This is a genomic window from Gryllotalpicola sp. (genome assembly GCF_027352875.1).
Lineage (GTDB): Bacteria > Actinomycetota > Actinomycetes > Actinomycetales > Microbacteriaceae > Gryllotalpicola.
Genome location: NZ_DAIEII010000055.1, coordinates 1 through 22712, shown reverse-complemented (window position 1 = coordinate 22712; position 22712 = coordinate 1). Strand labels below are relative to the sequence as shown.

23 protein-coding genes and 1 pseudogene are annotated in these 22712 nt (G+C 71.4%); all 24 read left to right on the top strand.

Translation table 11 applies throughout. The features are described from left to right. Window positions 1-7: 7 nt before the first annotated feature. Window positions 8-142: a DHHA1 domain-containing protein gene (locus M7D61_RS06710; RefSeq protein ID WP_366083846.1), complete on the top strand. Its 135-nt coding sequence runs from the start codon at window positions 8-10 to the stop codon at window positions 140-142. After that, window positions 142-594: a Holliday junction resolvase RuvX gene (gene ruvX / locus M7D61_RS06705; RefSeq protein ID WP_298228822.1), complete on the top strand. Its 453-nt coding sequence runs from the start codon at window positions 142-144 to the stop codon at window positions 592-594. The genes M7D61_RS06710 and ruvX overlap by 1 nt, the downstream gene beginning before the upstream one ends. Before the next feature lie 18 nt (window positions 595-612). Then, the gene (gene mltG / locus M7D61_RS06700) at window positions 613-1755 is read left to right on the top strand and encodes an endolytic transglycosylase MltG (protein WP_298228820.1); all 1143 of its coding nucleotides are present in this window, start codon (window positions 613-615) and stop codon (window positions 1753-1755) included. A gap of 4 nt (window positions 1756-1759) precedes the next feature. Next, window positions 1760-2608: a shikimate dehydrogenase gene (locus M7D61_RS06695; RefSeq protein WP_298228818.1), complete on the top strand. Its 849-nt coding sequence runs from the start codon at window positions 1760-1762 to the stop codon at window positions 2606-2608. 107 nt (window positions 2609-2715) lie between these two features. Next, window positions 2716-3933: a chorismate synthase gene (gene aroC, locus M7D61_RS06690; protein ID WP_298228816.1), complete on the top strand. Its 1218-nt coding sequence runs from the start codon at window positions 2716-2718 to the stop codon at window positions 3931-3933. A gap of 1 nt (window position 3934) precedes the next feature. Further along, window positions 3935-4435, top strand: a complete 501-nt coding sequence (locus tag M7D61_RS06685; RefSeq protein WP_298228814.1) for a shikimate kinase — start codon at window positions 3935-3937, stop codon at window positions 4433-4435. Beyond that, complete coding sequence (gene aroB, locus M7D61_RS06680; protein WP_298228812.1) at window positions 4432-5514, top strand: 3-dehydroquinate synthase; 1083 nt, start codon at window positions 4432-4434, stop codon at window positions 5512-5514. The genes M7D61_RS06685 and aroB overlap by 4 nt, the downstream gene beginning before the upstream one ends. A 96-nt stretch (window positions 5515-5610) precedes the next feature. Beyond that, window positions 5611-6048: a type II 3-dehydroquinate dehydratase gene (locus M7D61_RS06675; RefSeq protein ID WP_298228810.1), complete on the top strand. Its 438-nt coding sequence runs from the start codon at window positions 5611-5613 to the stop codon at window positions 6046-6048. A gap of 150 nt (window positions 6049-6198) precedes the next feature. Continuing rightward, complete coding sequence (gene efp / locus M7D61_RS06670; protein WP_298228808.1) at window positions 6199-6762, top strand: elongation factor P; 564 nt, start codon at window positions 6199-6201, stop codon at window positions 6760-6762. Continuing rightward, window positions 6762-7178, top strand: a complete 417-nt coding sequence (gene nusB / locus M7D61_RS06665) for a transcription antitermination factor NusB (RefSeq protein ID WP_298228806.1) — start codon at window positions 6762-6764, stop codon at window positions 7176-7178. The genes efp and nusB overlap by 1 nt, the downstream gene beginning before the upstream one ends. A gap of 259 nt (window positions 7179-7437) precedes the next feature. Next, window positions 7438-7986, top strand: a complete 549-nt coding sequence (pyrR, locus tag M7D61_RS06660; protein WP_298228804.1) for a bifunctional pyr operon transcriptional regulator/uracil phosphoribosyltransferase PyrR — start codon at window positions 7438-7440, stop codon at window positions 7984-7986. Further along, complete coding sequence (locus tag M7D61_RS06655; RefSeq protein WP_298228802.1) at window positions 7983-8939, top strand: aspartate carbamoyltransferase catalytic subunit; 957 nt, start codon at window positions 7983-7985, stop codon at window positions 8937-8939. Before pyrR ends, M7D61_RS06655 begins: the two co-directional genes overlap by 4 nt. Next, window positions 8936-10246 (top strand): dihydroorotase, encoded by a 1311-nt coding sequence (locus M7D61_RS06650; protein WP_298228800.1) that lies wholly within the window; start codon window positions 8936-8938, stop codon window positions 10244-10246. Before M7D61_RS06655 ends, M7D61_RS06650 begins: the two co-directional genes overlap by 4 nt. Further along, window positions 10239-10760 (top strand): hypothetical protein, encoded by a 522-nt coding sequence (locus M7D61_RS06645; protein WP_298228799.1) that lies wholly within the window; start codon window positions 10239-10241, stop codon window positions 10758-10760. The genes M7D61_RS06650 and M7D61_RS06645 overlap by 8 nt, the downstream gene beginning before the upstream one ends. Further along, entirely contained in the window at window positions 10761-11912 is a 1152-nt protein-coding gene (gene carA / locus M7D61_RS06640) for a glutamine-hydrolyzing carbamoyl-phosphate synthase small subunit (RefSeq protein ID WP_298228797.1), read from the top strand. After that, a complete protein-coding gene (carB, locus tag M7D61_RS06635) occupies window positions 11912-15202 on the top strand; it encodes a carbamoyl-phosphate synthase large subunit (protein WP_298228795.1) in 3291 nt (1096 codons plus the stop codon). Before carA ends, carB begins: the two co-directional genes overlap by 1 nt. Next, window positions 15199-16047 (top strand): orotidine-5'-phosphate decarboxylase, encoded by an 849-nt coding sequence (gene pyrF / locus M7D61_RS06630; protein ID WP_298228793.1) that lies wholly within the window; start codon window positions 15199-15201, stop codon window positions 16045-16047. Before carB ends, pyrF begins: the two co-directional genes overlap by 4 nt. Then, window positions 16040-16945, top strand: a complete 906-nt coding sequence (gmk, locus tag M7D61_RS06625; RefSeq protein ID WP_298228791.1) for a guanylate kinase — start codon at window positions 16040-16042, stop codon at window positions 16943-16945. The genes pyrF and gmk overlap by 8 nt, the downstream gene beginning before the upstream one ends. A gap of 33 nt (window positions 16946-16978) precedes the next feature. Continuing rightward, the gene (gene rpoZ / locus M7D61_RS06620; RefSeq protein WP_298228789.1) at window positions 16979-17239 is read left to right on the top strand and encodes a DNA-directed RNA polymerase subunit omega; all 261 of its coding nucleotides are present in this window, start codon (window positions 16979-16981) and stop codon (window positions 17237-17239) included. A 29-nt stretch (window positions 17240-17268) separates the two neighbouring features. Further along, window positions 17269-18462 carry a bifunctional phosphopantothenoylcysteine decarboxylase/phosphopantothenate--cysteine ligase CoaBC gene (gene coaBC / locus M7D61_RS06615; protein WP_298228826.1) on the top strand — a complete coding sequence of 398 codons (1194 nt, stop codon included), beginning with the start codon at window positions 17269-17271 and terminating at the stop codon, window positions 18460-18462. 64 nt (window positions 18463-18526) lie between these two features. Continuing rightward, entirely contained in the window at window positions 18527-19720 is a 1194-nt protein-coding gene (metK, locus tag M7D61_RS06610) for a methionine adenosyltransferase (protein ID WP_298228787.1), read from the top strand. Window positions 19721-19755: 35 nt separating this feature from the next. Continuing rightward, entirely contained in the window at window positions 19756-21582 is a 1827-nt protein-coding gene (locus tag M7D61_RS06605) for a primosomal protein N' (protein ID WP_298228784.1), read from the top strand. 25 nt (window positions 21583-21607) lie between these two features. Further along, window positions 21608-22525, top strand: coding sequence for a methionyl-tRNA formyltransferase (fmt, locus tag M7D61_RS06600; RefSeq protein WP_298228824.1), 918 nt, complete (start codon window positions 21608-21610; stop codon window positions 22523-22525). Window positions 22526-22559: 34 nt separating this feature from the next. Further along, window positions 22560-22712: pseudogene (locus M7D61_RS06595) on the top strand (rRNA small subunit methyltransferase B); the annotation flags it as partial.

Genomic DNA, 22712 nt, shown 5'->3' with positions numbered 1-22712 from the left:
GGCCGGCGTGCTCGTCCGCCCCGCGTCCGCGGTGCTCGGCGGCGGCGGCGGCGGCCGCGACGACATCGCCCAGGGCGGCGGCACCGACGCCTCGGCGCAGCAGCGCGCGCTCGACGCCATCGCCGAGGCGCTGCGGGGCTGATGCGCGGCGGCGTGCGGATCGGCGTCGACGTCGGCACGGTGCGCATCGGCGTCGCCCGCAGCGACCCCTCCGGATTCCTCGCCTCGCCGCTCGAGACGGTGAAGCGCGCCGAGGACGGCTCGGACATCGACCGCCTCGCCGCGCTCGTCGCCGAGCACGAGGCGGTCGAGGTCGTGGTGGGGCTGCCGCTCGCGCTCTCGGGCCGCCGCACCGCGTCCACCGAGGACGCCGCGGGCTTCGCCCGCCGCCTCGGCGAGGCAGTGCCGGTCGAGGTCAGGCTCGTCGACGAGCGCCTCTCGACGGTGAGCGCACAGGCCGCGCTGAAGCAGGGCGGGAAGAATGCCAAACAGCAGCGTGCCGTGGTCGACCGCAGCGCTGCCACCGTAATCTTGCAGAGCGCCCTCGACGCCGAGCGCGCCAGCGGCCGCGCTCCCGGCGAACCCGCGACCTAGAACGAACGGATACGCCCAGTGACGTATGAACCCGGCCAAGGCCTCGGGTGGGATGTGCAGCCCGAGCCGCCCCGGCGGCCGAGGCGGCGCCGCAGCATCGCCACCCCCGTCGTCGTGACGCTCGTCATCCTCGCCATGCTCGGCGGAGGCGGATGGTTCGCGTGGACCCAGTTCCAGCCTCAGATCGACGCCGTCCTTCACATCGGCGACAGCGCGGACTACGCCGGCGAGGGCACGGGAAGCGTCGACATCGCCATCAAGTCGGGCGACATCGGGTCGAACATCGCCGAAACGCTCGCCCAGGCGGGCGTCGTCAAGACCTCCTCCGTGTTCTACACGCTGCTCCTCGCCCAGAGCCCCGCTCCGGTGTTCCAACCGGGCGTCTATCGGCTGCACGAGCAGATGAGCTCCCAGGCCGCCCTCGCCCTGCTGCTCGATCCGTCGAGCAAGGTCGGCGTCAAGATCGTGATTCCGGAGGGCACCGCGGAGAAGACCATCCTCGCGAAGGCGTCGACGGCTCTCGGCATCCCGCTCGCCGACCTGCAGCAGGCGGCGAAGACCAGCCCGCAATCGTTCGGACTGCCCGCGCAGGCGAAGACCCTCGAGGGCTTCCTCTTCCCGGCCACCTACGAGTTCGACCCCGGTACTACCGCGGCGGAGGTGATCTCGACGCTCGTGAAGCGGGCGAAGCAGTCGCTGACGGCGGATGGCGTGGCGCCGGCCGCGGTGTGGAACACCATCGTCCTCGCGAGCATCGTGCAGAAGGAATCCGGCCCCAACCCGGCCGACCCGCCGAAGATCGCCCGTGTGTTCCTCAACCGCATCGCGAACGGCTGGCCGTTGGAATCCGACGCGACGGTCGCCTACGGCACCGGCCACACCAACACGGTGTGGACCACGAACGCCGAACGCGCCGACGCCTCGAATCCGTACAACACCTACCGGCATCTCGGCCTGCCCATCGGCCCCATCGGCAATCCGGGCGACGCCGCGATCAAGGCGGTACTGCACCCCGCGGCCGGCACCTGGATGTTCTTCTCCGTCGTCAACCTCAAGACGGGCGAGACCGTGTTCTCGCGGACGCAGGCCGAGCACGACGCCGCCGCGGCGCAGCTCCGTGCCTGGTGCGCCGACCCCGCCAACGCCTCGTACTGCCAGTGACCCGGTGAGCATCATCCAGCTCGCGGTCCTCGGCTCGCCGATCGCGCACTCCAAGTCGCCTGCGCTGCACCAGGCGGCCTACGCGGCGCTCGGCCTGCCGTGGGCGTACGGCAGTGCGGATGTCACGGCCGCCGAACTGCCGGCGTATGTCGATGCGCGGGACGAGTCCTGGCGCGGCCTCTCGCTCACGATGCCGCTCAAGCAGGTGGTGCTGCCGATGCTCGACTCGGTCGACCGCGTCGCCTCGCTGACCGGCGGGGCGAACACCGTGCGCTTCGACTGGACGGATGGCGTGCGCTCGCTCTCCGGCTACAACACCGACGTCGGCGGGATGGTCCGAGCACTGCACGAGGCGGGCGTCGGATCCGTGCGGCACGTGCACCTGCTCGGTGGCGGAGCGACCGCGGCCTCCGCGATCGTCGCCGCCGCCGAACTGGGAGCGGAAAGCGCTCTCGTGTCGGTGCGGGAGCCCTCGCGCGCGGCGAGGCTCGTCGCTCTCGGCGACGCCGTCGGGGTGGTCGTCAGAGTCGCCGCGTTCGACGCGCCGCGCTCGGACGCCGACACCCAGCTCGTCATGAGCGTGCTGCCCGGTTCGGTCGAGGCACCGATCGCGTTCGACGGCGAGTTCATGAGCCGGGTGCCGCTCTTCGACGTGGCCTACGACCCGTGGCCGACGACGCGCGCTTCCGTGTGGGAGGCATCCGGCGGCACGGTCGTCTCGGGGCTTCCCCTGCTGCTGCACCAGGCGCTGCTGCAGGTGCGGATCTTCGTGGGCGGCGACCCGTTCACCGCGCTCGAGCACGAGGACGAGGTGCTTTCCGCCATGAAAAGCGCTGCCGGATCGGCACCGTGACGCACGCCCCCCCGCCCAGCCATGGCGATTCGGCGACGGGTACGCCGAATGCGCGCGCGGCGACCGGCGCGGCGGTGGGAACAGCCCCGGCCGGTAGACTTCTGCGCATGCTGAGGTGGCTTACTGCGGGGGAGTCGCACGGCCCCGAGTTGCTCGCCGTGATCGAGGGTCTGCCTGCCGGAATCCCGGTGCGACCCGAGCATATCCAGGCCGATCTGCAGCGCCGGAAGCTCGGCTATGGCCGCGGCGCGCGCATGAAGTTCGAACTGGACGAGCTGACGATCTCGGGCGGAATCCGCCACGGCCTCACCATGGGCTCGCCCGTCGCGCTCCGCATCGGCAACACCGAATGGCCGAAGTGGACCGACGTGATGAGCGCCGAGCCCGTCGATCCGAGCGTGCTCGAGTCCGGTCGCGGGGCGCTGCTGACCCGGCCGCGCCCGGGCCACGCCGACCTCGTCGGCATGCAGAAGTACGGCTTCGACGACGCCCGGCCAGTGCTCGAGCGCGCGAGCGCGCGAGAGACGGCCGCGCGCGTCGCCCTCGGAGCCATCGCGAAGCGCCTCCTCGCCGAACTCGGCATCCTCACCGTTTCGCACACCCTCTCCATCGGCCCGGTGCGGGTGCCGGACTCCGCGCCGCTGCCCCTGCCCTCCGACCTCGATGACCTCGATGCCGACCCGCTGCGCTGCCTCGACCCGGCGACGAGCGCGCTCATGGTCGCCGAGGTCGACGCCGCCCACCAGGACGGCGACACGCTCGGCGGCGTCGTCGAGGTGCTCGCCTACGGCGTGCCCGCCGGGCTCGGCTCGCATGTGCAGTGGGACCGCAAGCTCGACGGCCGGCTCGCGCAGGCGCTCATGAGCATCCCGGCCATCAAGGGCGTCGAGATCGGCGACGGGTTCGAGACGACGCGCCGCCGCGGCTCCGCAGCACACGACGAGTTCGTCCTCGAGGACGGCCTCATCGAGCGCACCAGCGACCGCGCCGGCGGCACCGAGGGCGGCATGTCCACCGGTACCCTCCTGCGGGTGCGCGCGGGCATGAAGCCCATCGCGACCGTTCCTCACGCGCTGCGCTCCGTCGACGTCGCGACCGGCGAGGCCGCCCCCGCGCACCATCAGCGCTCCGACGTCTCGGCCGTGCCCGCCGCGGGCGTCGTCGCCGAGGCGATGGTCGCCCTCGTCCTCGCGGAGGCCGTGCTCGAAAAGTTCGGCGGCGACTCGCTCGCCGAGACCAGGCGCAACCTGAACGCCTACCTCACGGCCATCCCCGCGAACCTGCGCACCGCCGGCGCGACAGCAGACTCCCACGCGAAGGCCTGACGTGGCGATCGTCCTCATCGGCCCGCCGGCGTCGGGCAAGTCGCGGGTGGGCAGGCGGCTCGCCCGCGCCCTCGCCCTGCCGCTCATCGACACCGACAAGGTCATCCAGACCGCTCACGGCGCCATCCCGCAGATCTTCTCCGAGCACGGCGAGCCGTACTTCCGGCAACTTGAGCGCGCTGCGGTCGTCGACGCGCTGAAGGCGGATGGCGTGGTGAGCCTTGGCGGCGGCGCCGTGCTCGACCCGGCGACGCAGGCAGATCTGCGCCCGCACGTCGTCGTCATGCTCGACACGACCGCGGAAGCCGTGGAGCGGCGCCTCGCGAACGGCAAGCGCCCGCTCGCCGGCTCCGTCGAACAGTGGGCGGCGCTCGTCGAGGCGCGCCGGCCGATCTACGAGCGCCTCGCCGACATCCGCATCGACACCTCGTCCAAGACCATGGACGACGTCGCCGAGCAGATCCTCGACTGGCTCCACCAATCCCGGGAGTTCTCCGAGTGAGCGATACCAGCGACATCACCACGATCGACGTCGCCGGCGTCGACCCGTACGCGATCACGATCGGCTACGGGCTCCGCCTGCACCTCGCCTCCGCACTGGGAGCCGGTGTCGCCAAGGTGCTCGTCGTGCACCCCCCGACGCTCGCCGCCGCCGCCGCTGAGCTGCGCGACTCACTGACCGGCTACGAGGTGCTGCTCGCCGAAGTCCCCGACGCCGAGGCCGCCAAGCGGGTCGAGGTCGCCGCGTTCTGCTGGCAGATCATGGGGCAGGCCGACTTCACCCGCACCGACGCCGTCATCGGCTTCGGCGGCGGAGCCGTCACCGACCTTGCCGGATTCGTCGCCGCCACCTGGCTGCGCGGGGTGAGGCTCGTCAACGTGCCCACGACGGTGCTCGGCATGGTCGACGCCGCGGTCGGCGGCAAGACCGGCATCAACACGAACGAGGGCAAGAACCTCGTCGGCGCGTTCCACGCGCCCGCGGCCGTCGTCGTCGATCTCGACACCGTGCAGAGCCTCGGCCGCAACGAGATCCTCGCCGGCTTCGGCGAGGTCGCGAAGTACGGATTCATCGCCGATCCCGAGATCCTGCGGATCATCGAGGCATCCGTGGACACCGCCACCGATCCGGCCTCGGCGGAGTTCCGCCGGCTCGTCGAACTCTCGATCGGCATCAAGGCGCGCATCGTCGGCACCGATTTCAAGGAGCACGGGCTGCGCGAGATCCTCAACTACGGCCACACCCTCGGCCACGCCATCGAGCACGCCGAGCGCTATCAGTGGCGGCACGGCGCGGCGATCTCCGTCGGCATGGTGTTCGCGGCCGAGCTGTCGCGGCTTGCAGGCCGCCTGCCGGACGCCGCCGTCGACCGGCACCGCGCCGTGCTGGAATCCCTCGCACTGCCGGTGACCTACCCGCTGGGGCGCTGGCAGACCCTGCTCGCGACGATGCACCGCGACAAGAAGGCGCGCGGCGCGATGCTGCGCTTCATCGTCCTCGACGACATCGCCAAACCCGCCGTCATGCAGGCACCCGACGAGAGCCTGCTCTTCGCCGCCTACCAGGAAGTCGGCTCGTAGGTTCCGCGCCGTACGTTGCCGCCAGATACGAAAGCGCCCGTCCGGACACCCCCGTCGGTATCCAGCGGCAACGTAGACCGCGGCTAGGGTGGCTCCGTGACCACGACCATCCTCGTCCTCAACGGGCCCAATCTCGGCAGCCTCGGCACCCGCGAGCCGTCGATCTACGGGACGCAGACGCTCGCGGAACTTGGAACGCTGCTGGCCGCGGATGCCGCGGGCCGCGCCGAAATCGACCTCAGGCAGACCGACGACGAGGGCGCCCTCATCGGATGGCTGCACGAGGCCGCCGCCGCAGGGAATCCCGTCATCCTCAACGCCGGGGCGTGGACACACTACTCCTTCGCCATCCACGACGCGGTCGCGCACGTCACCGGCGCCGGCGTGCCGGTCATCGAGGTGCACATCTCGAACCCCCACGCACGCGACGAGTTCCGGCACACCAGCGTCATCACGGGCGTCGCGACGGGCGTCATCGCGGGCTTCGGCTTCGACTCCTACCGGCTCGCCCTCGCCCAGCTGCTGCGCGTGTGACGTCGGATCAGGGCCGCGCCGACCGGACCACCCCGTCGGCGCGGTGCACGTCCGACGTTGCGCCGAGCCGGGTGCCCTGACGCCGCTTGGTAGACTGTCCGGCGGCCTTTCGGCCGTCGCAGCTTCCCCAACCACATACGAGGTCCTTCCATGGCTGACACTTCTGACATCAAAAACGGCGTCGTCCTCAACATCGATGGCCAGCTCTGGCAGATCATCGAGTTCCAGCACGTCAAGCCCGGCAAGGGCGGCGCGTTCGTGCGCACCAAGGCGAAGAACATCATGACCGGCAAGGTCGTCGACCGCACCTACAACGCCGGCACCAAGCTCGAGATCGAGACCGTCGACCGCCGCGACTTCCAGTACCTCTACAGCGACGGCGAGTCGTTCGTCTTCATGGACACCGCCGACTACGACCAGATCACCCTTCCGGCATCCGTGGTCGGCGACGCGGCCAATTTCATGCTCGAGAACCAGAACGTCCAGATCGCGCTCAACAACGGCAACCCGCTCTATGTCGAGCTGCCCGCCTCGGTCGTGCTCGAGGTCACCTACACCGAGCCGGGCCTGCAAGGCGACCGCTCGAGCGCCGGCACCAAGCCTGCGACTCTCGAGACCGGCTACGAACTGCAAGTGCCTCTCTTCCTCGAGACGGGTACCAAGGTCAAGGTCGACACCCGCACGGGCGACTACCTCGGCCGCGTGAACGACTAGTGTCGGCCCGCTCCAAGGCCCGCAAGCGCGCCCTCGACATCCTCTACGCCGCCGACCTGCGCCAGCAGAGCCTCCCCGACGCGCTGGCCGCTGAGGCCGCGCGCGCCGCGAACGAGCCATCCCGGGAGGCATCCTGGCTCTACGCCCGCGAGATCGTCGACGGCGTCATCGACCACCGGGCCGAGATCGACGAGGCCATCGAGACCTACGCGCAGGGCTGGTCGCTCGCGCGCATGCCGCTCGTCGATCGCGCCATCATCCGCATCGGCGTCTGGGAGATCCTCTTCAACCCCGAGGTGCCCACCGGTGTCGCCATCAGCGAGGCCGTCGAGTCCGCAACCGAGCTCTCGACCGAGGACTCGCCGGGATTCGTCAACGGATTGCTCGCGAAGATCGCGCAGGTCAGCGGGGTCTGAGTCGATCTGCGCGCCCGTCCCCGCCGGGCGCGCCGCAGTCGGCTCCCAGAAACAGTCGCGTCCGGCGGCGATCACGTCGCCGCCTTGCGGAGCGAGTCGCGTCACCCCGCGATCCCCGGAGGCCACCGCGTCTGAGCTGTCGTGCGCCCGTCCCCGCCGGGCGCGCCGCAGCCCTGCGCCTCGAGCAGTACCGGTGGGTTACCATGGACCGAAGGCACTCTTTAAGACCGTCCTGCGAGGCGGAGAAGGGAGTCGGCGGGTGAACGCGCGCATCGTGCTTCAGCAGACCGATATAGCCCGGGCGTTGACTCGGATCGCTCACGAGATCCTCGAGTCCAACCGCGGCAGCGCGAACCTCGTCCTTCTCGGCATCCCCACGCGCGGCGTCGTGCTCGCCCAACGCCTGAGCCGCGAGATTGCGCACATCGAACCGGGCGCCGACGTCTTCGCCGGCAGCCTCGACGTCACGATGTACCGCGACGACCTGGCTCGCACGCGCACCCGCACGCCGGCGGCGACGAGCGTTCCGGCATCCCTTGACGGGACGACGGTCGTCCTCGTCGACGATGTGCTCTTCACCGGGCGCACCATCCGCGCCGCCCTCGACGCCATCAACGACATCGGCCGTCCCCGCGTCGTGCGCCTCGCCGCGCTCGTCGACCGCGGCCACCGCGAGCTGCCCATCCGGGCCGACTTCGTGGGCAAGAATCTGCCCAGCGCCCTCGACGAGCGCATCACCCTGCACCTCGTCGAGACGGACGGCGACGAATATCTCGCTATCGAGAGCGCCCGGGAGTCCACCGCATGAAGCACCTGCTCAGCGCCAAGGACTTCACGCGCGCGGCCGCTGTCGAGCTGCTCGACATCGCCGAGGACATGTCCGGCGTGCAGAGCCGCGAGGTCAAGAAGCTGCCGACACTGCGCGGCAAGACGGTCGTCAACCTGTTCTTCGAGGATTCCACCCGCACCCGCATCTCGTTCGAGGCCGCGGCCAAGCGCCTCAGCGCCGACGTCATCAACTTCAGCGCCACGGGCTCGAGCGTCAGCAAAGGCGAGAGCCTCAAGGACACGGCCCAGACGCTGCAGGCGATGGGAGCGGATGCCGTCGTGATCCGCCACCCGGCATCCGGCGCCCCGTTCACGCTCGCCACGAGCGGCTGGATCAGCGCCGGAGTCATCAACGCGGGCGACGGCACGCACGAGCACCCCACGCAGGCGCTGCTCGACGCCTTCACCATGCGCCGCCGCCTTCACGGCGCGGGCAGCCGGGGCGCAGCGCTCGACGGCGTCACGGTCACGATCGTCGGCGACGTCCTGCACTCGCGCGTCGCGCGCTCGAACGCCTGGCTGCTCACCACCCTCGGTGCGACGGTGACCTGGATCGCACCGCCCACCCTGCTGCCCGTCGACGCCAGCGCCTGGCCGGTCGAGATCGGCTACGACCTCGACGACGCGATCGCCGCCGATCCGGACGTGATCATGATGCTCCGTATCCAGGGCGAGCGGATGCGCGACGCGTTCTTCCCCAGCGTGCGCGAGTACGCCCGCACCTGGGGCCTCGACGACGAGCGCCTCGCGCGCCTGGACGAGAAGACGCTCGTCATGCACCCCGGGCCCATGAACCGCGGCCTCGAGATCTCGGCCGCCGCCGCCGACTCGGTGCAGTCGACCGTGCGCGAGCAGGTCGCGAACGGCGTCTCGGTGCGGATGGCCGCCCTCTACCTGCTGCTCGCGGGCCAGACCGAGGAGAACGACCGGTGACGACGACCCTGGTGAAGGGCGCGACGCTGCCCGACGGCACGACCGCCGATCTGCTGCTCGAGAACGGGTTCATCGCCGAGCGCGGCTCCGGCCTCTCCCGGGCCGACGCGACCGTGGTGGATGCCGCGGGCCTCGTCGCCCTGCCCGGACTCGTCGACCTCCACACCCACCTGCGCGAGCCGGGCTTCGAGCAGAGCGAGACCGTGCTCACGGGCACCCGGGCTGCGGCATCCGGCGGCTACACCGCCGTGTTCGCGATGGCTAACACCAGCCCCGTCGCCGACACTGCGGGCGTCGTCGAGCAGGTGCTCACGCTCGGCGAGGCGGCCGGGTATGCGACCGTGCGACCCGTCGGCGCGGTCACGGCCGGCCTCAGGGGCGAGCAGCTCGCCGAGCTCGGCGCGATGGCGTCGAGCCGCGCTCGCGTGAGGGTCTTCTCCGACGATGGGCAGTGCGTGAGCGATCCGCTGCTCATGCGCCGCGCCCTCGAGTACGTCAAGGCGTTCGGCGGGGTCATCGCCCAGCACGCTCAGGAGCCGCGCCTCACCGTCGGCGCGCAGCTGAACGAGGGCGCGCTCTCGGCCGAGCTGGGGCTCGCCGGCTGGCCCGCTGTCGCGGAGGAGGCGATCATCGCCCGCGACGTGCTCCTCGCCGAGCACGTGGGCAGCCGCCTGCACGTCTGCCACCTCTCCACCGCGGGTTCGGTCGACGTCGTGCGCTGGGCCAAGGCGCGCGGCATCCGCGTCACCGCCGAGGTCACCCCGCACCACCTGTTCCTCACTGAGGAGCTCGCACGCGGCTACGACGCCCGCTACAAGGTCAACCCGCCGCTGCGCACCGCCGAGGACGTCGCAGCCCTCCGCGAGGCCCTCGCCGACGGCACCATCGACATCGTCGCCACCGATCATGCGCCGCACCCGGTCGAGGCGAAGGACGTCGAGTGGGACGCCGCCGCCAACGGCATGGTCGGCCTCGAGTCGGCGCTCTCGGTCGTCCACGCGGCGGTGGTGGCCGACGGCCGCCTCGGCTGGGCCGACGTGGCCCGGGTGATGTCGAGCGCGCCGGCTGCGATCGGCTCGCTCGCCGGGTACGACCGCCCGCTCGCGGTCGGGTCACCGGCCAACGTCACGCTCTACGACCCGAGCGCGTCCCGCGTCTTCGGCACCGCCGACCTGCACGGCAAGAGCGTCAACTCGCCGTACCTCGGTGTCGACCTGCCCGGCCGCGTGGTGTGGACTTTCCGTGACGGGTTCGCCACCGTCAAAGACGCATCCGTCATCAGCCCGGAGGAGGCCGCCCGTGGATAAGACCTGGCCGACGCTCATCGTCATCGCCATCCTGCTGCTCGTTTTCTTCGGGATGTGGTGGGGCTGGCGATCGCGGCAGAAGCGCTCCGCTCATCTCATCCCGCCGACCTCGGCGCCCGACCACCCTGGCGCGGAGCTCGTCTCGGCGCCCCTGTTCTACGTCGCGACGACCGAGCACGGCAAGCCGCTCGAACGCCTCGCGATCCGCGGCCTCGGGTTCCGCGCCCGCGCCCAGCTCATCGCCTACGAAGCGGGTGCAGAGCTCAGCATCCCGGGGGAGCGGGCCGTGTTCATCGCGGCATCCGCCATCACCGACGTCGCACCCGCGACCGTGACGATCGACAAGGTCGTCGAGAAGAACGGACTCATCAGGGTCTCCTGGATCATCGACGGCACCATCGTCGACTCCTACCTGCGCGTCATCGGCACCGACCCGGAGCCGGTGTTCCGCGCGCTCGCGAGCTACACCGCCGCACCGAGCACCACCACCAGCACTCCCCAGAGCGAGGTCTGAATGCCCATCCCCGCACCCGCTGTGCTCGTCCTCGAGGACGGCACCCGCTACGAAGGCCGCGCCTACGGCGCCGAGGGCCGCACGCTCGGCGAGCTCGTCTTCACCACCGGCATGACCGGGTACCAGGAGACCCTGACCGACCCGAGCTACGCCGGTCAGATCGTCCTCCAGACCGCCCCGCACATCGGCAACACCGGTGTCAACGATGAGGACTCGGAGTCGCGCCGCATCTGGGTCGCCGGCTACGTCGTGCGCGACCCCAGCCGCATCGTCTCGAACTTCCGCGCGACGCGCTCGCTCGACGACGCTCTCGTCTCCTCCGGGGTCGTCGGAATCGCGGGCATCGACACCCGCGCCATCACCCGCAAACTGCGCGACGGCGGCGCCCTGCGCGCCGGCATCTTCTCCGGGCCGGACGCCGCGCTGAGCGAGGGCGACCAACTCGCCATCGTCCGCAGCGCCCACCGGATGGCCGGCCTCAACCTCTCCGACGAGGTGTCGGTGGCGAGCGAGCAGGTCACCCCGGCGACGAGCGCGCCGACGCTGGGAAACCTCGCCGTGCTCGACCTCGGCGTGAAGCAGTCCACCATCGACAACCTCGCCGCGCGCGGCTTCGACGTGCATGTGCTGCCGCAGGATTCCTCCCTCGCGCAGATCCTCGCCGTGAACCCGGTCGCGGTCTTCTACTCCAACGGCCCCGGCGACCCTGCGGCCTCCGACGACCAGGTCGCCGTGCTGCGGGGCGTGCTCGACGCCCGTCTGCCGTTCTTCGGCATCTGCTTCGGCAACCAGCTGCTCGGGCGCGCGCTCGGCCTCGGCACGTACAAGCTCAAGTTCGGCCACCGCGGCATCAACCGGCCGGTGCTCGACCGCGCGACGGGCCGCGTCGAGATCACCGCGCACAACCACGGCTTCGCGGTCGAGGCGCCGCTGGCGGGCGTCTTCGACAGCCCCAACGGGTACGGCCGGCTCGAGGTGAGCCACATCGACCTCAACGACGACGTGGTGGAGGGCCTCAGCGCGCTCGACATCCCCGCGTTCTCGGTGCAGTACCACCCCGAGGCCGCCGCCGGGCCCCACGACGCCAATTACCTCTTCGACCGCTTCCGCGACCTCGTCGCAGCCGACCTCGCCACGAAGGCCTCCGCCTGATGCCCAAGCGCCCCGACATCAACTCCGTCCTCGTCATCGGCTCCGGTCCGATCGTCATCGGCCAGGCGGTCGAGTTCGACTACTCGGGCACGCAGGCCTGCCGCGTGCTGCGCGAGGAGGGGGTGCGGGTCATCCTCGTCAACTCCAACCCGGCGACGATCATGACCGACCCGGACTTCGCCGACGCGACCTACGTCGAGCCGATCAACCCCGAGGTCATCGAGACGATCATCGCGAAGGAGCGACCCGACGCGGTGCTGCCCACCTTGGGCGGCCAGACCGCGCTCAACGCCGCGATGGCGCTGCACGAGCGCGGCGTGTTCGAGAAGTACGGCGTCGAGCTCATCGGCGCGAAGGTCGAGGCGATCCGCCGCGGCGAGGACCGTCAGGTGTTCAAGGAACTCGTCATCGCCGCCGGCGCCGAGGTGGCGCGCTCCTTCATCGCGCACACCCTCGACGAGGCGAAGGAGTGCGCGAAGGAACTCGGCTACCCCCTCGTCGTGCGGCCCTCGTTCACCATGGGCGGCCTGGGTTCCGGCTTCGCGCACACCGAGGCGGACCTGGTGCGGATCGCCGGCGAGGGCCTGCAGTCCAGCCGCACGCACGAGGTGCTGCTCGAGGAATCCATCCTCGGCTGGAAGGAGTACGAGCTCGAGCTCATGCGGGACCAGGCCGACAACACGGTCGTCGTCTGCTCCATCGAGAACGTCGATCCGGTCGGCGTCCACACCGGCGACTCCATCACCGTCGCGCCCGCGCTCACCCTCACCGATCGCGAGTACCAGCGGCTGCGCGACATCGGCATCCGCATCATCCGCGCCGTCGGCGTCGACACCGGCGGCTGCAACATCCAGTTCGCCGTGGACCCGGCGAACGGCCGGGTCATCGTCATCGAGATGAACCCGCGCGTGTCGCGCTCCTCCGCGCTCGCCTCGAAGGCGACCGGATTCCCCATCGCGAAGATCGCCGCGAAGCTGGCCATCGGCTACCGGCTCGACGAGATCCCCAACGACATCACCAAGGTGACGCCCGCAAGCTTCGAGCCGACCCTCGACTACGTCGTCGTCAAGGTGCCGCGCTTCGCGTTCGAGAAGTTCCCCGCCGCCGACCCGACGCTGACGACGACCATGAAGTCGGTCGGCGAGGCGATGGCGATCGGCCGCAACTACGCCACCGCTTTGCAGAAGGCGCTGCGGTCGCTCGAGAAGCGCGGCTCGTCCTTCCACTGGGCCGAAGAGGAGCGCACCCTCGACGAGCTGCTCGACGTCATCCGGATCCCGACCGACGGCCGCATCGTCGCCGTGCAGCAGGCGCTGCGCAAAGGAGCCACGATCGACCAGGTCTTCGAGGCGACCAAGATCGACCCCTGGTTCATCGACCAGATCGTCCTCATCAACGAGGTCGCCGCCGACCTCGCCGCCGCGGACGACCTCGACGCGCCGGCGCTGACGTACGCCAAGGAGTACGGCTTCTCCGACGTGCAGATCGCCGAGCTGCGCGGTCTCGGTGAGGCGGAGGTGCGGGCCATCCGCCACCGATTCGGCGTGCGCCCGATCTACAAGACCGTCGACACCTGTGCGGGCGAGTTCCCGGCGCTGACGCCGTACCACTACTCGAGCTACGACCTCGAGACCGAGGTCGTGCCGAGCGCGAGCCGCAAGGTCGTCATCATCGGCTCCGGCCCGAACCGCATCGGCCAGGGCGTCGAGTTCGACTACTCCTGCGTGCATGCCTCGTTCGCGCTGCACGACGCCGGATTCGAGACGATCATGATCAACTGCAACCCCGAGACCGTCTCCACCGACTACGACACCAGCGACCGCCTCTACTTCGAGCCGCTCACCCTCGAGGACGTCCTCGAGGTCATCCACGCCGAATCGCTCTCCGGCGAGCTCGTCGGGGTCGTCGTGCAGCTCGGCGGCCAGACCGCGCTCGGGCTCGCGAAAGGCCTCGAAGCCGCAGGCGTGCCCGTACTCGGCACGAGCCCCGCGGCGATCGACCTCGCCGAGGAGCGCGGGCTCTTCGCCGGAATCCTCGAGAACGCCGGACTGCTCGCACCCCGAGGCGGCACCGCGATCGACCTCGACGGTGCCGTCGCCGTCGCGGCCGGCATCGGCTACCCGGTGCTGGTGCGCCCGAGCTACGTGCTCGGCGGGCGCGGCATGGAGATCGTGTTCGACGCCGTGCAGCTCGCCGACTACTTCTCGCGCATCGCCGGACAGGACATCGTCGGCGCCGGGCGGCCGCTGCTCATCGACCGTTTCCTCGACGACGCGACCGAGATCGACGTCGACGCGCTGTACGACGGCGAGCGGCTCTACATCGGCGGCGTCATGGAACACATCGAGGAGGCCGGAGTGCATTCCGGCGACTCGAGCTGCACCCTGCCACCGGTGACGCTCGGCCGCAGCCAGATCGCGCTCGTCTGCGACGCCGCCCTCAGGATCGCCGAGGGCATCGGGGTGCGCGGCCTCATCAACGTGCAATTCGCGATCGGTGCGGGCGTGCTCTACGTCCTTGAGGCCAACCCCCGGGCTTCGCGCACCGTGCCGTTCGTCTCGAAGGCGCTCGGGATTCCACTGGCGAAGGCCGCCTCCCGCGTCATGGTCGGCGAGTCCATCGCCTCGCTCATCGCCGAGGGCCTTCTGCCCGAGCAGGACGGCTCGATCGTCCCGCTCGACGCGCCAGTCGCGGTCAAGGAGGCCGTGCTGCCCTTCAAGCGGTTCCGTACCCGCGACGGCCGCATCGTCGACTCGCTGCTCGGGCCCGAGATGCGCTCCACCGGCGAGGTCATGGGCATCGACCGCGACTTCCCGCGCGCCTTCGCCAAGAGCCAGGCGGCCGCGTACGGCGGCATCCCGGCGAGCGGCACGGTGTTCGTCTCCGTCGCCGATCGCGATAAGCGCTCGATCGTGCTGCCGGTGCTGCGCCTCACCGAGCTCGGCTACCGGATCGTCGCGACCGAGGGCACCGCCGAGGTGCTCGCACGCAATGGAATCCGCGCCGACGTCGTCGCCAAGTACAGCGAGACCGCGAAGTCGGGAAGCGGCGAGTCGGTCATCGACCTGTTGAACCGCGGCGAGGTGGCGATGGTCATCAACACGCCGACCGGCAGCGCGGCACGGGCCGACGGCTACGAGATCCGCGCCGCGGCCGTCGGGGCCGATACGCCCCTCTTCACGACGATCTCCGAGCTTTCCGCCGCGGTCGCGTCGATCGACGCGGTCCGCGCCGGCTTCGAGGTCAAGTCGCTGCAGGAGTACGACCGCGAACGGGCGGCGCGCCGATGAGCCTCGACTTCGGCGACGTGCTCGAAAGCGCCATCCTCGCCTACGGCCCGCTCTGCGTCGGCATCGACCCGCACGCCTTCCTCCTCGCCGACTGGGGGCTTCCGGATTCCGCGGCGGGAGCCCGAGAATTCGGACTGCGCGTCGTCGACGCCGCCGCCGAGAGCGCCGGCATCGTCAAGCCGCAGGTCGCGTTCTTCGAGCGCCACGGATCCGCGGGCTACGCCGCTCTCGAGGCCGTGCTCACCGCGGCGCGCTCCGCCGGCCTCATCGTCATCGCCGACGTCAAGCGCGGCGACGTCGGCACCTCGGTCGGCGCCTACGGCGAGGCGTGGCTGACACCGGGTTCGCCGCTCGAGGCGGACGCGATGACGATCTCGGCCTTCCAGGGCGTCGGCTCGATCGCCGACGTGCTGCAGCTCGCCGCCGACTCGGGCAAGGGCGCGTTCGTGCTCGCGGCGACGTCGAACCTCGAGGCGGCGGCCATCCAGCAGGCGAAACTCGCTGACGGGCGCACGGTCGCGCGTGCCATCATCGATGAGGTGAGCGCCTTCAACGCCACGGTCGACGGGGCGACGATCGGTCCGATAGGCGTCGTGCTCGGCGCCACGCTCGACCTCGCCGATTTCGGCATCGACACCGGGCAGGCCTTCTTCCCGAAGGTGCCCGTGCTCGCTCCGGGATTCGGCCACCAGGGCGCACGGCTCGCCGATGCCGCCGCGATCTACGGATCACTCGCCCGGTTCGCCATCGTGAGCGAGTCGCGGAGCATCCTCGCCGCCGGCCCCCAGGGCATTGGCGCCGCCGTCGCCGAGCGCGCCGCCGAGATCCGGGCCGCCCTTGGCTGACCGGCGTCCCCCCGAGGTCGACCGCGCCGCCGCATCGCGCCGGGCGGTCGAGATGCGCCGCGCCCGTGCGGCGCTCAAGAGCGCGCTCAAGGCCGGCCGGCTCGACCCTCGTCAGCTGGTCGACGCCGCACTCGGCGACCCCGGCAGCCCGGCCGGTTCGCTGCGGGTGACCGACTTCCTCCTCAGCCTGCCCGCGATGGGCCAGACCAAGGCGGACCAGGCCCTCGACGAGTTGGGCATCTCGTGGCGCAAGCGCGTCGGCGGACTCGGCGCCGTCCAGGCGGTCCGGCTGCGCGCCTTCCTGGAAGCCCGCGATGCGCGGCGCGCGGCGCGACTCGGCATCCGCCGCAGCCGGCTCGTCGTGCTCGCCGGTCCCACCGCCGTCGGCAAGGGCACCGTCGCCGGCTACATCCGCCGCAATCACCCCGACGTGCTGCTCTCGGTCTCGGCGACGACCCGCGAGCCGCGGCCGGGGGAGGTCGACGGCGTCGACTACTACTTCGTCTCCGATGCCGAGTTCGACCGGATGATCCGCGACGGCGAGCTGCTCGAGTGGGCCACCGTCCACGGCGCCCACCGGTACGGCACCCCCCGGAAGCCCGTCGAGGACGCCCTCGCCGCGGGGCGCAGCGTGCTGCTCGAGATCGACCTGCAGGGCGCCCGCTCGGTGCGCCGTGCGATGCCGGGCGCGCTCCTGGTGTTCCTCGCCCCCCCGAGCTGGGACGAGCTCGTACGCCGGCTGACGAAGCGCGGCACGGAGGACCCCGTCGAGCAGGGGCGCCGGCTCGAGACCGCCAAGGTGGAGCTCGCCGCCGAGGGCGAGTTCGACCACGTCGTCGTGAACCGCGACGTGGGGGAGGCCGCCCAGCAGGTCGTAGACTTGATGGATGCCCGCTGAGAGCGGCCGAAGACTTCTGAAGGAGCAATCTCCATGGCGATCAACACCAACAAGGGCATCATCGACCCGCCCATCGACGACCTGCTGGCCAAGGTGGAGTCGAAGTACGCCCTCGTGATCTTCGCCTCGAAGCGTGCCCGCCAGATCAACGACTACTACGCCGACCTCCACGAGGGCAGCCTCTTCGACAACGTGGGCCCGCTCGTCGACTCCTCCGTCGACGACAAGCCGCTGTCCGTCGCGCTCCGCGAGATCAACGAAGACAAGCTCGAACTCAAGCCCGTCGTCGAATAGTGGCCGAGCGCGCCGCCTCGCCGCGCCGGCTGACGATCGTCGTCGGCGTGACAGGCGGCATCGCCGCGTACAAGGCGGTCTCGCTGGTGCGCACGCTCGTGCTCGCCGGCCATGACGTCCACGTCATCCCGACGGAGGCGGCGCTGCGCTTCGTCGGCACTCCCACCTGGGAGGCGATCAGCCGCAACCCGGTCGAGCCCGGTCTCTACGACGGCGTCGCCCAGGTGCGGCACGTCGCCCTCGGCCAGGCCGCCGACCTCATCGTCATAGCGCCGGCCACCGCCAACACGATCGCCAGGCTGGCGCACGGCCTCGCCGACGATCTCCTGGGGAACACCGTGCTCGCCAGCTCCGCCCCGCTCGTCGTCGCCCCTGCGATGCACACCGGGATGTGGCAGAACCCGGCGACGCAGGCGAACGCCTCGTTGCTGAGAGCACGGGGTGCAATCCTCGTCGGGCCCGCGTCCGGGCCGCTGACCGGGACCGACTCGGGCCCGGGCCGGATGGCCGAGCCCGACGAGATCGCGGAGGCGGCCCTGGCCGCCGTCCGCCGCGCCGACCTCGCTGGGCGGCGCGTGGTGGTCTCCGCCGGCGGCACGCGGGAGCCGCTCGACCCCGTGCGGTTCCTCGGCAACCGCTCCAGCGGCAAGCAGGGCGTCGCCCTCGCGCGGGCCGCCGCTATGCGCGGCGCGACGGTGACCCTGATCGCGGCCCATGTCGACGACGGCGTCCCGTTCCCCTCCGGCGTCGAGGTGGTGCGCGTCGAGACGACCGCTCAGCTGCGCGAGGCCGTGACCCGCCACGCCGAGGACGCCGATGCGGTGATCATGGCCGCCGCGGTCGCCGACTACCGCCCCACGGAGGTGGCCGAGCGCAAGATCAAGAAGGATCGCCACGGCGACCGCCTGAATCTCGCGCTCGTCGCAAATCCGGACGTCCTGGCCGAGCTGGCCGCCGCGAAGGCGCCCGGGCGGATCGTGGTCGGCTTCGCCGCCGAGACCGAACCCGACCGCGAGGCGCTGCTCGCGCTCGGGCGGGCGAAGATCGCCCGCAAGGGATGCGACTTCCTCGTCGTCAACGCCGTCGGCTGGCATGAGGGCATTGCCTCGGATGACAACACCGTGATGGTGCTGGACCGGGCCGGAGATATAGTGATCGAGGCCTCGGGCAGCAAGCTGTCGGTGGCCGATCGTATCCTCGATGCGACGCTGGGCACCGCCTGATCGCCCCGCGAGCACCCGCCGGCCGCGAACCAGACGTGGATGGCCCGATTTCCCAGGGACAGCTATGACTGAACTGCGTCTTTTCACCTCCGAGTCGGTGACCGAGGGGCATCCCGACAAGATCTGCGATCAGGTGTCGGATGCCATCCTCGATGCGCTCCTCACCGTGGACCCCCACGCGCGCGTCGCCGTCGAGACCCTGGTCACGACCGGTCAGGTGCACGTCGCCGGCGAGGTGACGACCGACGGCTACGTCGAGATCCCGCAGATCGTGCGCGACACGATCACCGAGATCGGCTACACCTCCTCGGACGTCTGGTTCGATGGCCGCTCCTGCGGGGTGTCGATCTCGATCGGCTCGCAGTCGCCCGACATCGCGCAGGGCGTCGACGACGCCTACGAGACGCGCGAGGGCGACAGCGTCGACGCGCTCGACCGCCAGGGCGCCGGCGATCAGGGCATCATGTTCGGCTTCGCCACGACCGAGACCCGCGAGCTCATGCCGCTGCCGATCTGGCTGTCGCACCGGCTGGCCGAGCGTCTGGCAGCGGTGCGCCGCAGCGGGGAACTCGACTTCCTGCGCCCGGATGGCAAGACGCAGGTCACGATCGGCTACGAGGGCTTCGCCCCGAAGACCGTCGAGACGGTCGTGCTCTCGACGCAGCACTCGCCCGCGATTTCGCTCGACGCGTTGCGCTCGGCGGTGTCGGAGGTCGTCATCAGGCCGGTGCTCGAGACCGTCGACCTCGACGCGTCGAACGTCAGCCTGCTCATCAACCCCACCGGCAAGTTCGAGATCGGCGGCCCCCACGGCGACGCCGGCCTCACCGGCCGCAAGATCATCGTCGACACCTATGGCGGAGCCGCCCGTCACGGCGGCGGCGCGTTCTCGGGCAAGGACCCGTCGAAGGTCGACCGCTCGGCGGCGTACGCCATGCGGTGGGTCGCCAAGAACGCCGTGGCGGCCGGTCTCGCCGACCGCCTCGAGGTGCAGGTCGCGTACGCGATCGGGTCGGCGCACCCGGTCGGGCTCTACGTCGAGACCTTCGGAACCGGCACGGTGAGCGACGAGCGCATCATCGACGCCATCCGGTCGGTGTTCGACCTCAGGCCTGCGGCGATCATCCGCGATCTCGACCTGCTGCGCCCGATCTACGCAAAGACCTCGGTCTACGGCCACTTCGGCCGCGAGCTTCCCGAGTTCACCTGGGAGCGCCTCGACCGCGTCGATGCGCTGCGCGAGGCCGCAGGGCTCTGAGGCTCTGGGGCTCTGGGATTCTGGAAGGCTCCGGGGTGGCGCGGGTCGCGCGGGTGCTGGTGGATTCGCCGCTGCCCCAACTCGATCGGCTCTTCGACTACCTGATCCCCGCGTCGTTGGAGGATGCCGCGGTGCCCGGCGTGCGCGTCACGGTGCCGCTGCGCTCGGCGGGGCGGCTCGCGGCGGGGCTGCTCGTCGAGATCGGGGAGTCCGCCTCGTTCGCCGGTCCGCTGGCGGCGCTGGAATCGGTCGTGTCGCCGGCCCGGGTGCTGCAGAGCGAGGTGTGGACGCTGGCGCGGCGCGTCGCGGACCGGCAGGCCGGCAGCGCGAACGACGTGCTGCGGCTCGCGATCCCGCCGCGCGCGGTGCGCGTCGAGAAGGCCTGGCTCGCCGCTCACCCTCACCCCGCTGCGCCGAGATCCCCTGAATCGACCTCTCCCGCGCCCGGAAGGGTCGATTCAGGGGATCTCGAGGGGTACAGCGCCGGGCTCGCGACTGCGATCGATGGCGGCGAGCGGGTCGCGCTGCGCGCGATCCCGCGGCTCGTCGAGGTCGCGCCCGGCCAGTGGGTCGGGCACTGGGCGGTGACGCTCGCGCAGGCGGCGGTGCGCGTGCGGGATGCCGGGAAGAGCGCCATCCTCGCCGTCGCCGACTACCGCGACCAGGAGCAGCTCGTCGCAGCCCTCACGGCCCTGGGCGCCGGCGACTCGCTCGCCGCGCTCGACGCGCGCCAGCCGAATCCGGCTCGCTACCAGGCCTTCCTGTCGTGTCTCGGCGAGACGCCCCGTATCGTCGTCGGCCCGCGCTCCGCCGTGTACGCGCCGGCCGCGCGCCTCGGTCTGATCGCGCTCTTCGATGACGGCGACCCGCTCTTCACCGAGCCGCTGGCCCCGTACGCGCATGCCCGCGACGTCGCGCTGATGCGCCAGGAGCAGCAGGGTGGCGCGCTCGTCCTCGCCGCGCACACCCGCAGCGTCGAGGCGCAGCGCCTCGTCGAACTCGGATGGCTGCAGGATGTCTCCCCGAGCCCCGCCGTGACCCCCAAGGTCGTGCCGACCGGGCTGCAGCACGGCGAGCGGCCGACGCGCATCCCTTCGTCGGCGTGGAAGCTCGCGCGCGAAGCCCTCGCGACGGGCCCGGTGCTGGTCCAGGTGGCGCGCCCGGGCGATGACCCTGAGGGGCAGGGCTCGCAGCGCACCGCGGCCGACCTCGGCCGGGCGTTCCCGAAGGTCAGGATCGTCGTCTCCGACGGCGAGCGGCCGCTCACGCACGTCGGAGCCGAGCCTGCCCTGGTCGTCGCGACCCGGGCCGCCGAGCCGATCGCCGCGGGCGGATACGCCGCGGTGCTCCTGCTCGACGGGCAGCGGACCCTGCACAAGGAATCCCTCCACGTCGGCGACGACTGCCTGCGCTGGTGGTCGAACGCCGCCGCCTTCGCGGCGCCTGGCGCGCCCGTCGTGCTCGTCGAGGTCGCCGGAGCGCTCGCGCAGTCCCTCGTGCTGTGGCGTCAGGACACCTGGGCGGCGGCACAGCTCGCCGACCGCCGCCAGCTGGGATTCCCCCCGGCGGTGCGCCTCGCGACGATCACCGGCCGCCCCGACCAGGTCCGCGCCGCGGTCGCCGCCGCGAAGGAGGCGCCGATCCGCGATGTCCTCGGGCCGGAACCGCACGCCGCGACGCACCCCGGCGGCGAGGCCGTCGAGCGCGCCATCGTGCGCTTCGACTACGCGCACGGCGCCGAGGTCGCGACCGCGCTGCGCGGCGCGGTCGTGCGCTCGGCGCAGGCCGGGCGCCGCCCGGCCGGCCGCACCCGCCCGGCGCCTACACTCAGAGTGAAGTTCGACGACCCGGACGCCCTCTGAGACCTGCCCTATGACCGAAGCACCTTTGCGAATCGTGTTCGCCGGCACGCCGGCCGTCGCCGTTCCGGCCCTCGACGCGCTGGTCGACTCGCGCCACGAGGTCGTCGCCGTCATCACCCGCGAGGATGCCCCGCTGGGGCGCAAGCGGGTGCTCACCCCGTCGCCGGTGGCGGCGGCTGCGGAATCCCTCGGTCTTCCGATCGTCAAGGCGAACCGATTGCGGGATGCCGAAGCCGAGGCCGTCCGCGCGCTGAGTGCCGATCTCGGCGTCGTCGTCGCCTACGGTGGCCTGCTGCGACGACCGATGCTCGAGGCCACCCGACTCGGCTGGATCAACCTCCACTTCTCGCTGTTGCCGCGCTGGCGGGGCGCCGCCCCGGTGCAGCGCGCGGTGATGGCGGACGACGCCGAGACCGGCTCGAGCGTGTTCCAGCTCGTCGAGGAGCTCGACGCCGGTCCGGTCTTCGACGAGGAGCGCCGCGCGATCGGACCCGACGAGACCGCGGGCGATGTGCTCGCCGCGCTGGCGGTCAGCGGGGCCGCCCAGCTCGTGCGCGTCGCCGACGCGCTCGCGGACGGCACCGCGGTGGCCGCACCTCAGGTCGGCGAGCCGGTGTACGCCGACAAGCTCTCCCCCGACGATGCGCGGCTGGACTGGGCCGACGACGGCCGCCGCGGGTACGCGCGGCTGCGCGGCGTCACGCCCGAGCCGGGCGCATTCACCACCGTCGGCGGCGGGCGCTTCACGATCCGAACCGCCCGCCTCGCCGTCGGCGCCGAGCGGCTCGCACCCGGGCGGTTCGGCGCGCGCGGCGGGCGCGTCTACCTCGGCACCGCCACGCATCCGCTCGAGCTGCTCATCGTGCAGCCGGCCGGGAAGAAGCCCATGCCTGCCGCCGATTGGTGGCGCGGCGTGCAGTCCGACGACCTGGTCGCCGAATGACCCGGACGACCCGGACGACCCGGACGAGGATGCCGTGAGCACCGGCGCCGCCGCGCGCGATGTCGCCTACGACGTGCTCCGCGCGGTGCGCGAGGACGACGCCTACGCCAACCTGCTGCTGCCGACGCGCATCGACCGCGCCCGGCTCGGCGCTGCCGATGCCGGTCTCGCGACCGAACTGACCTAT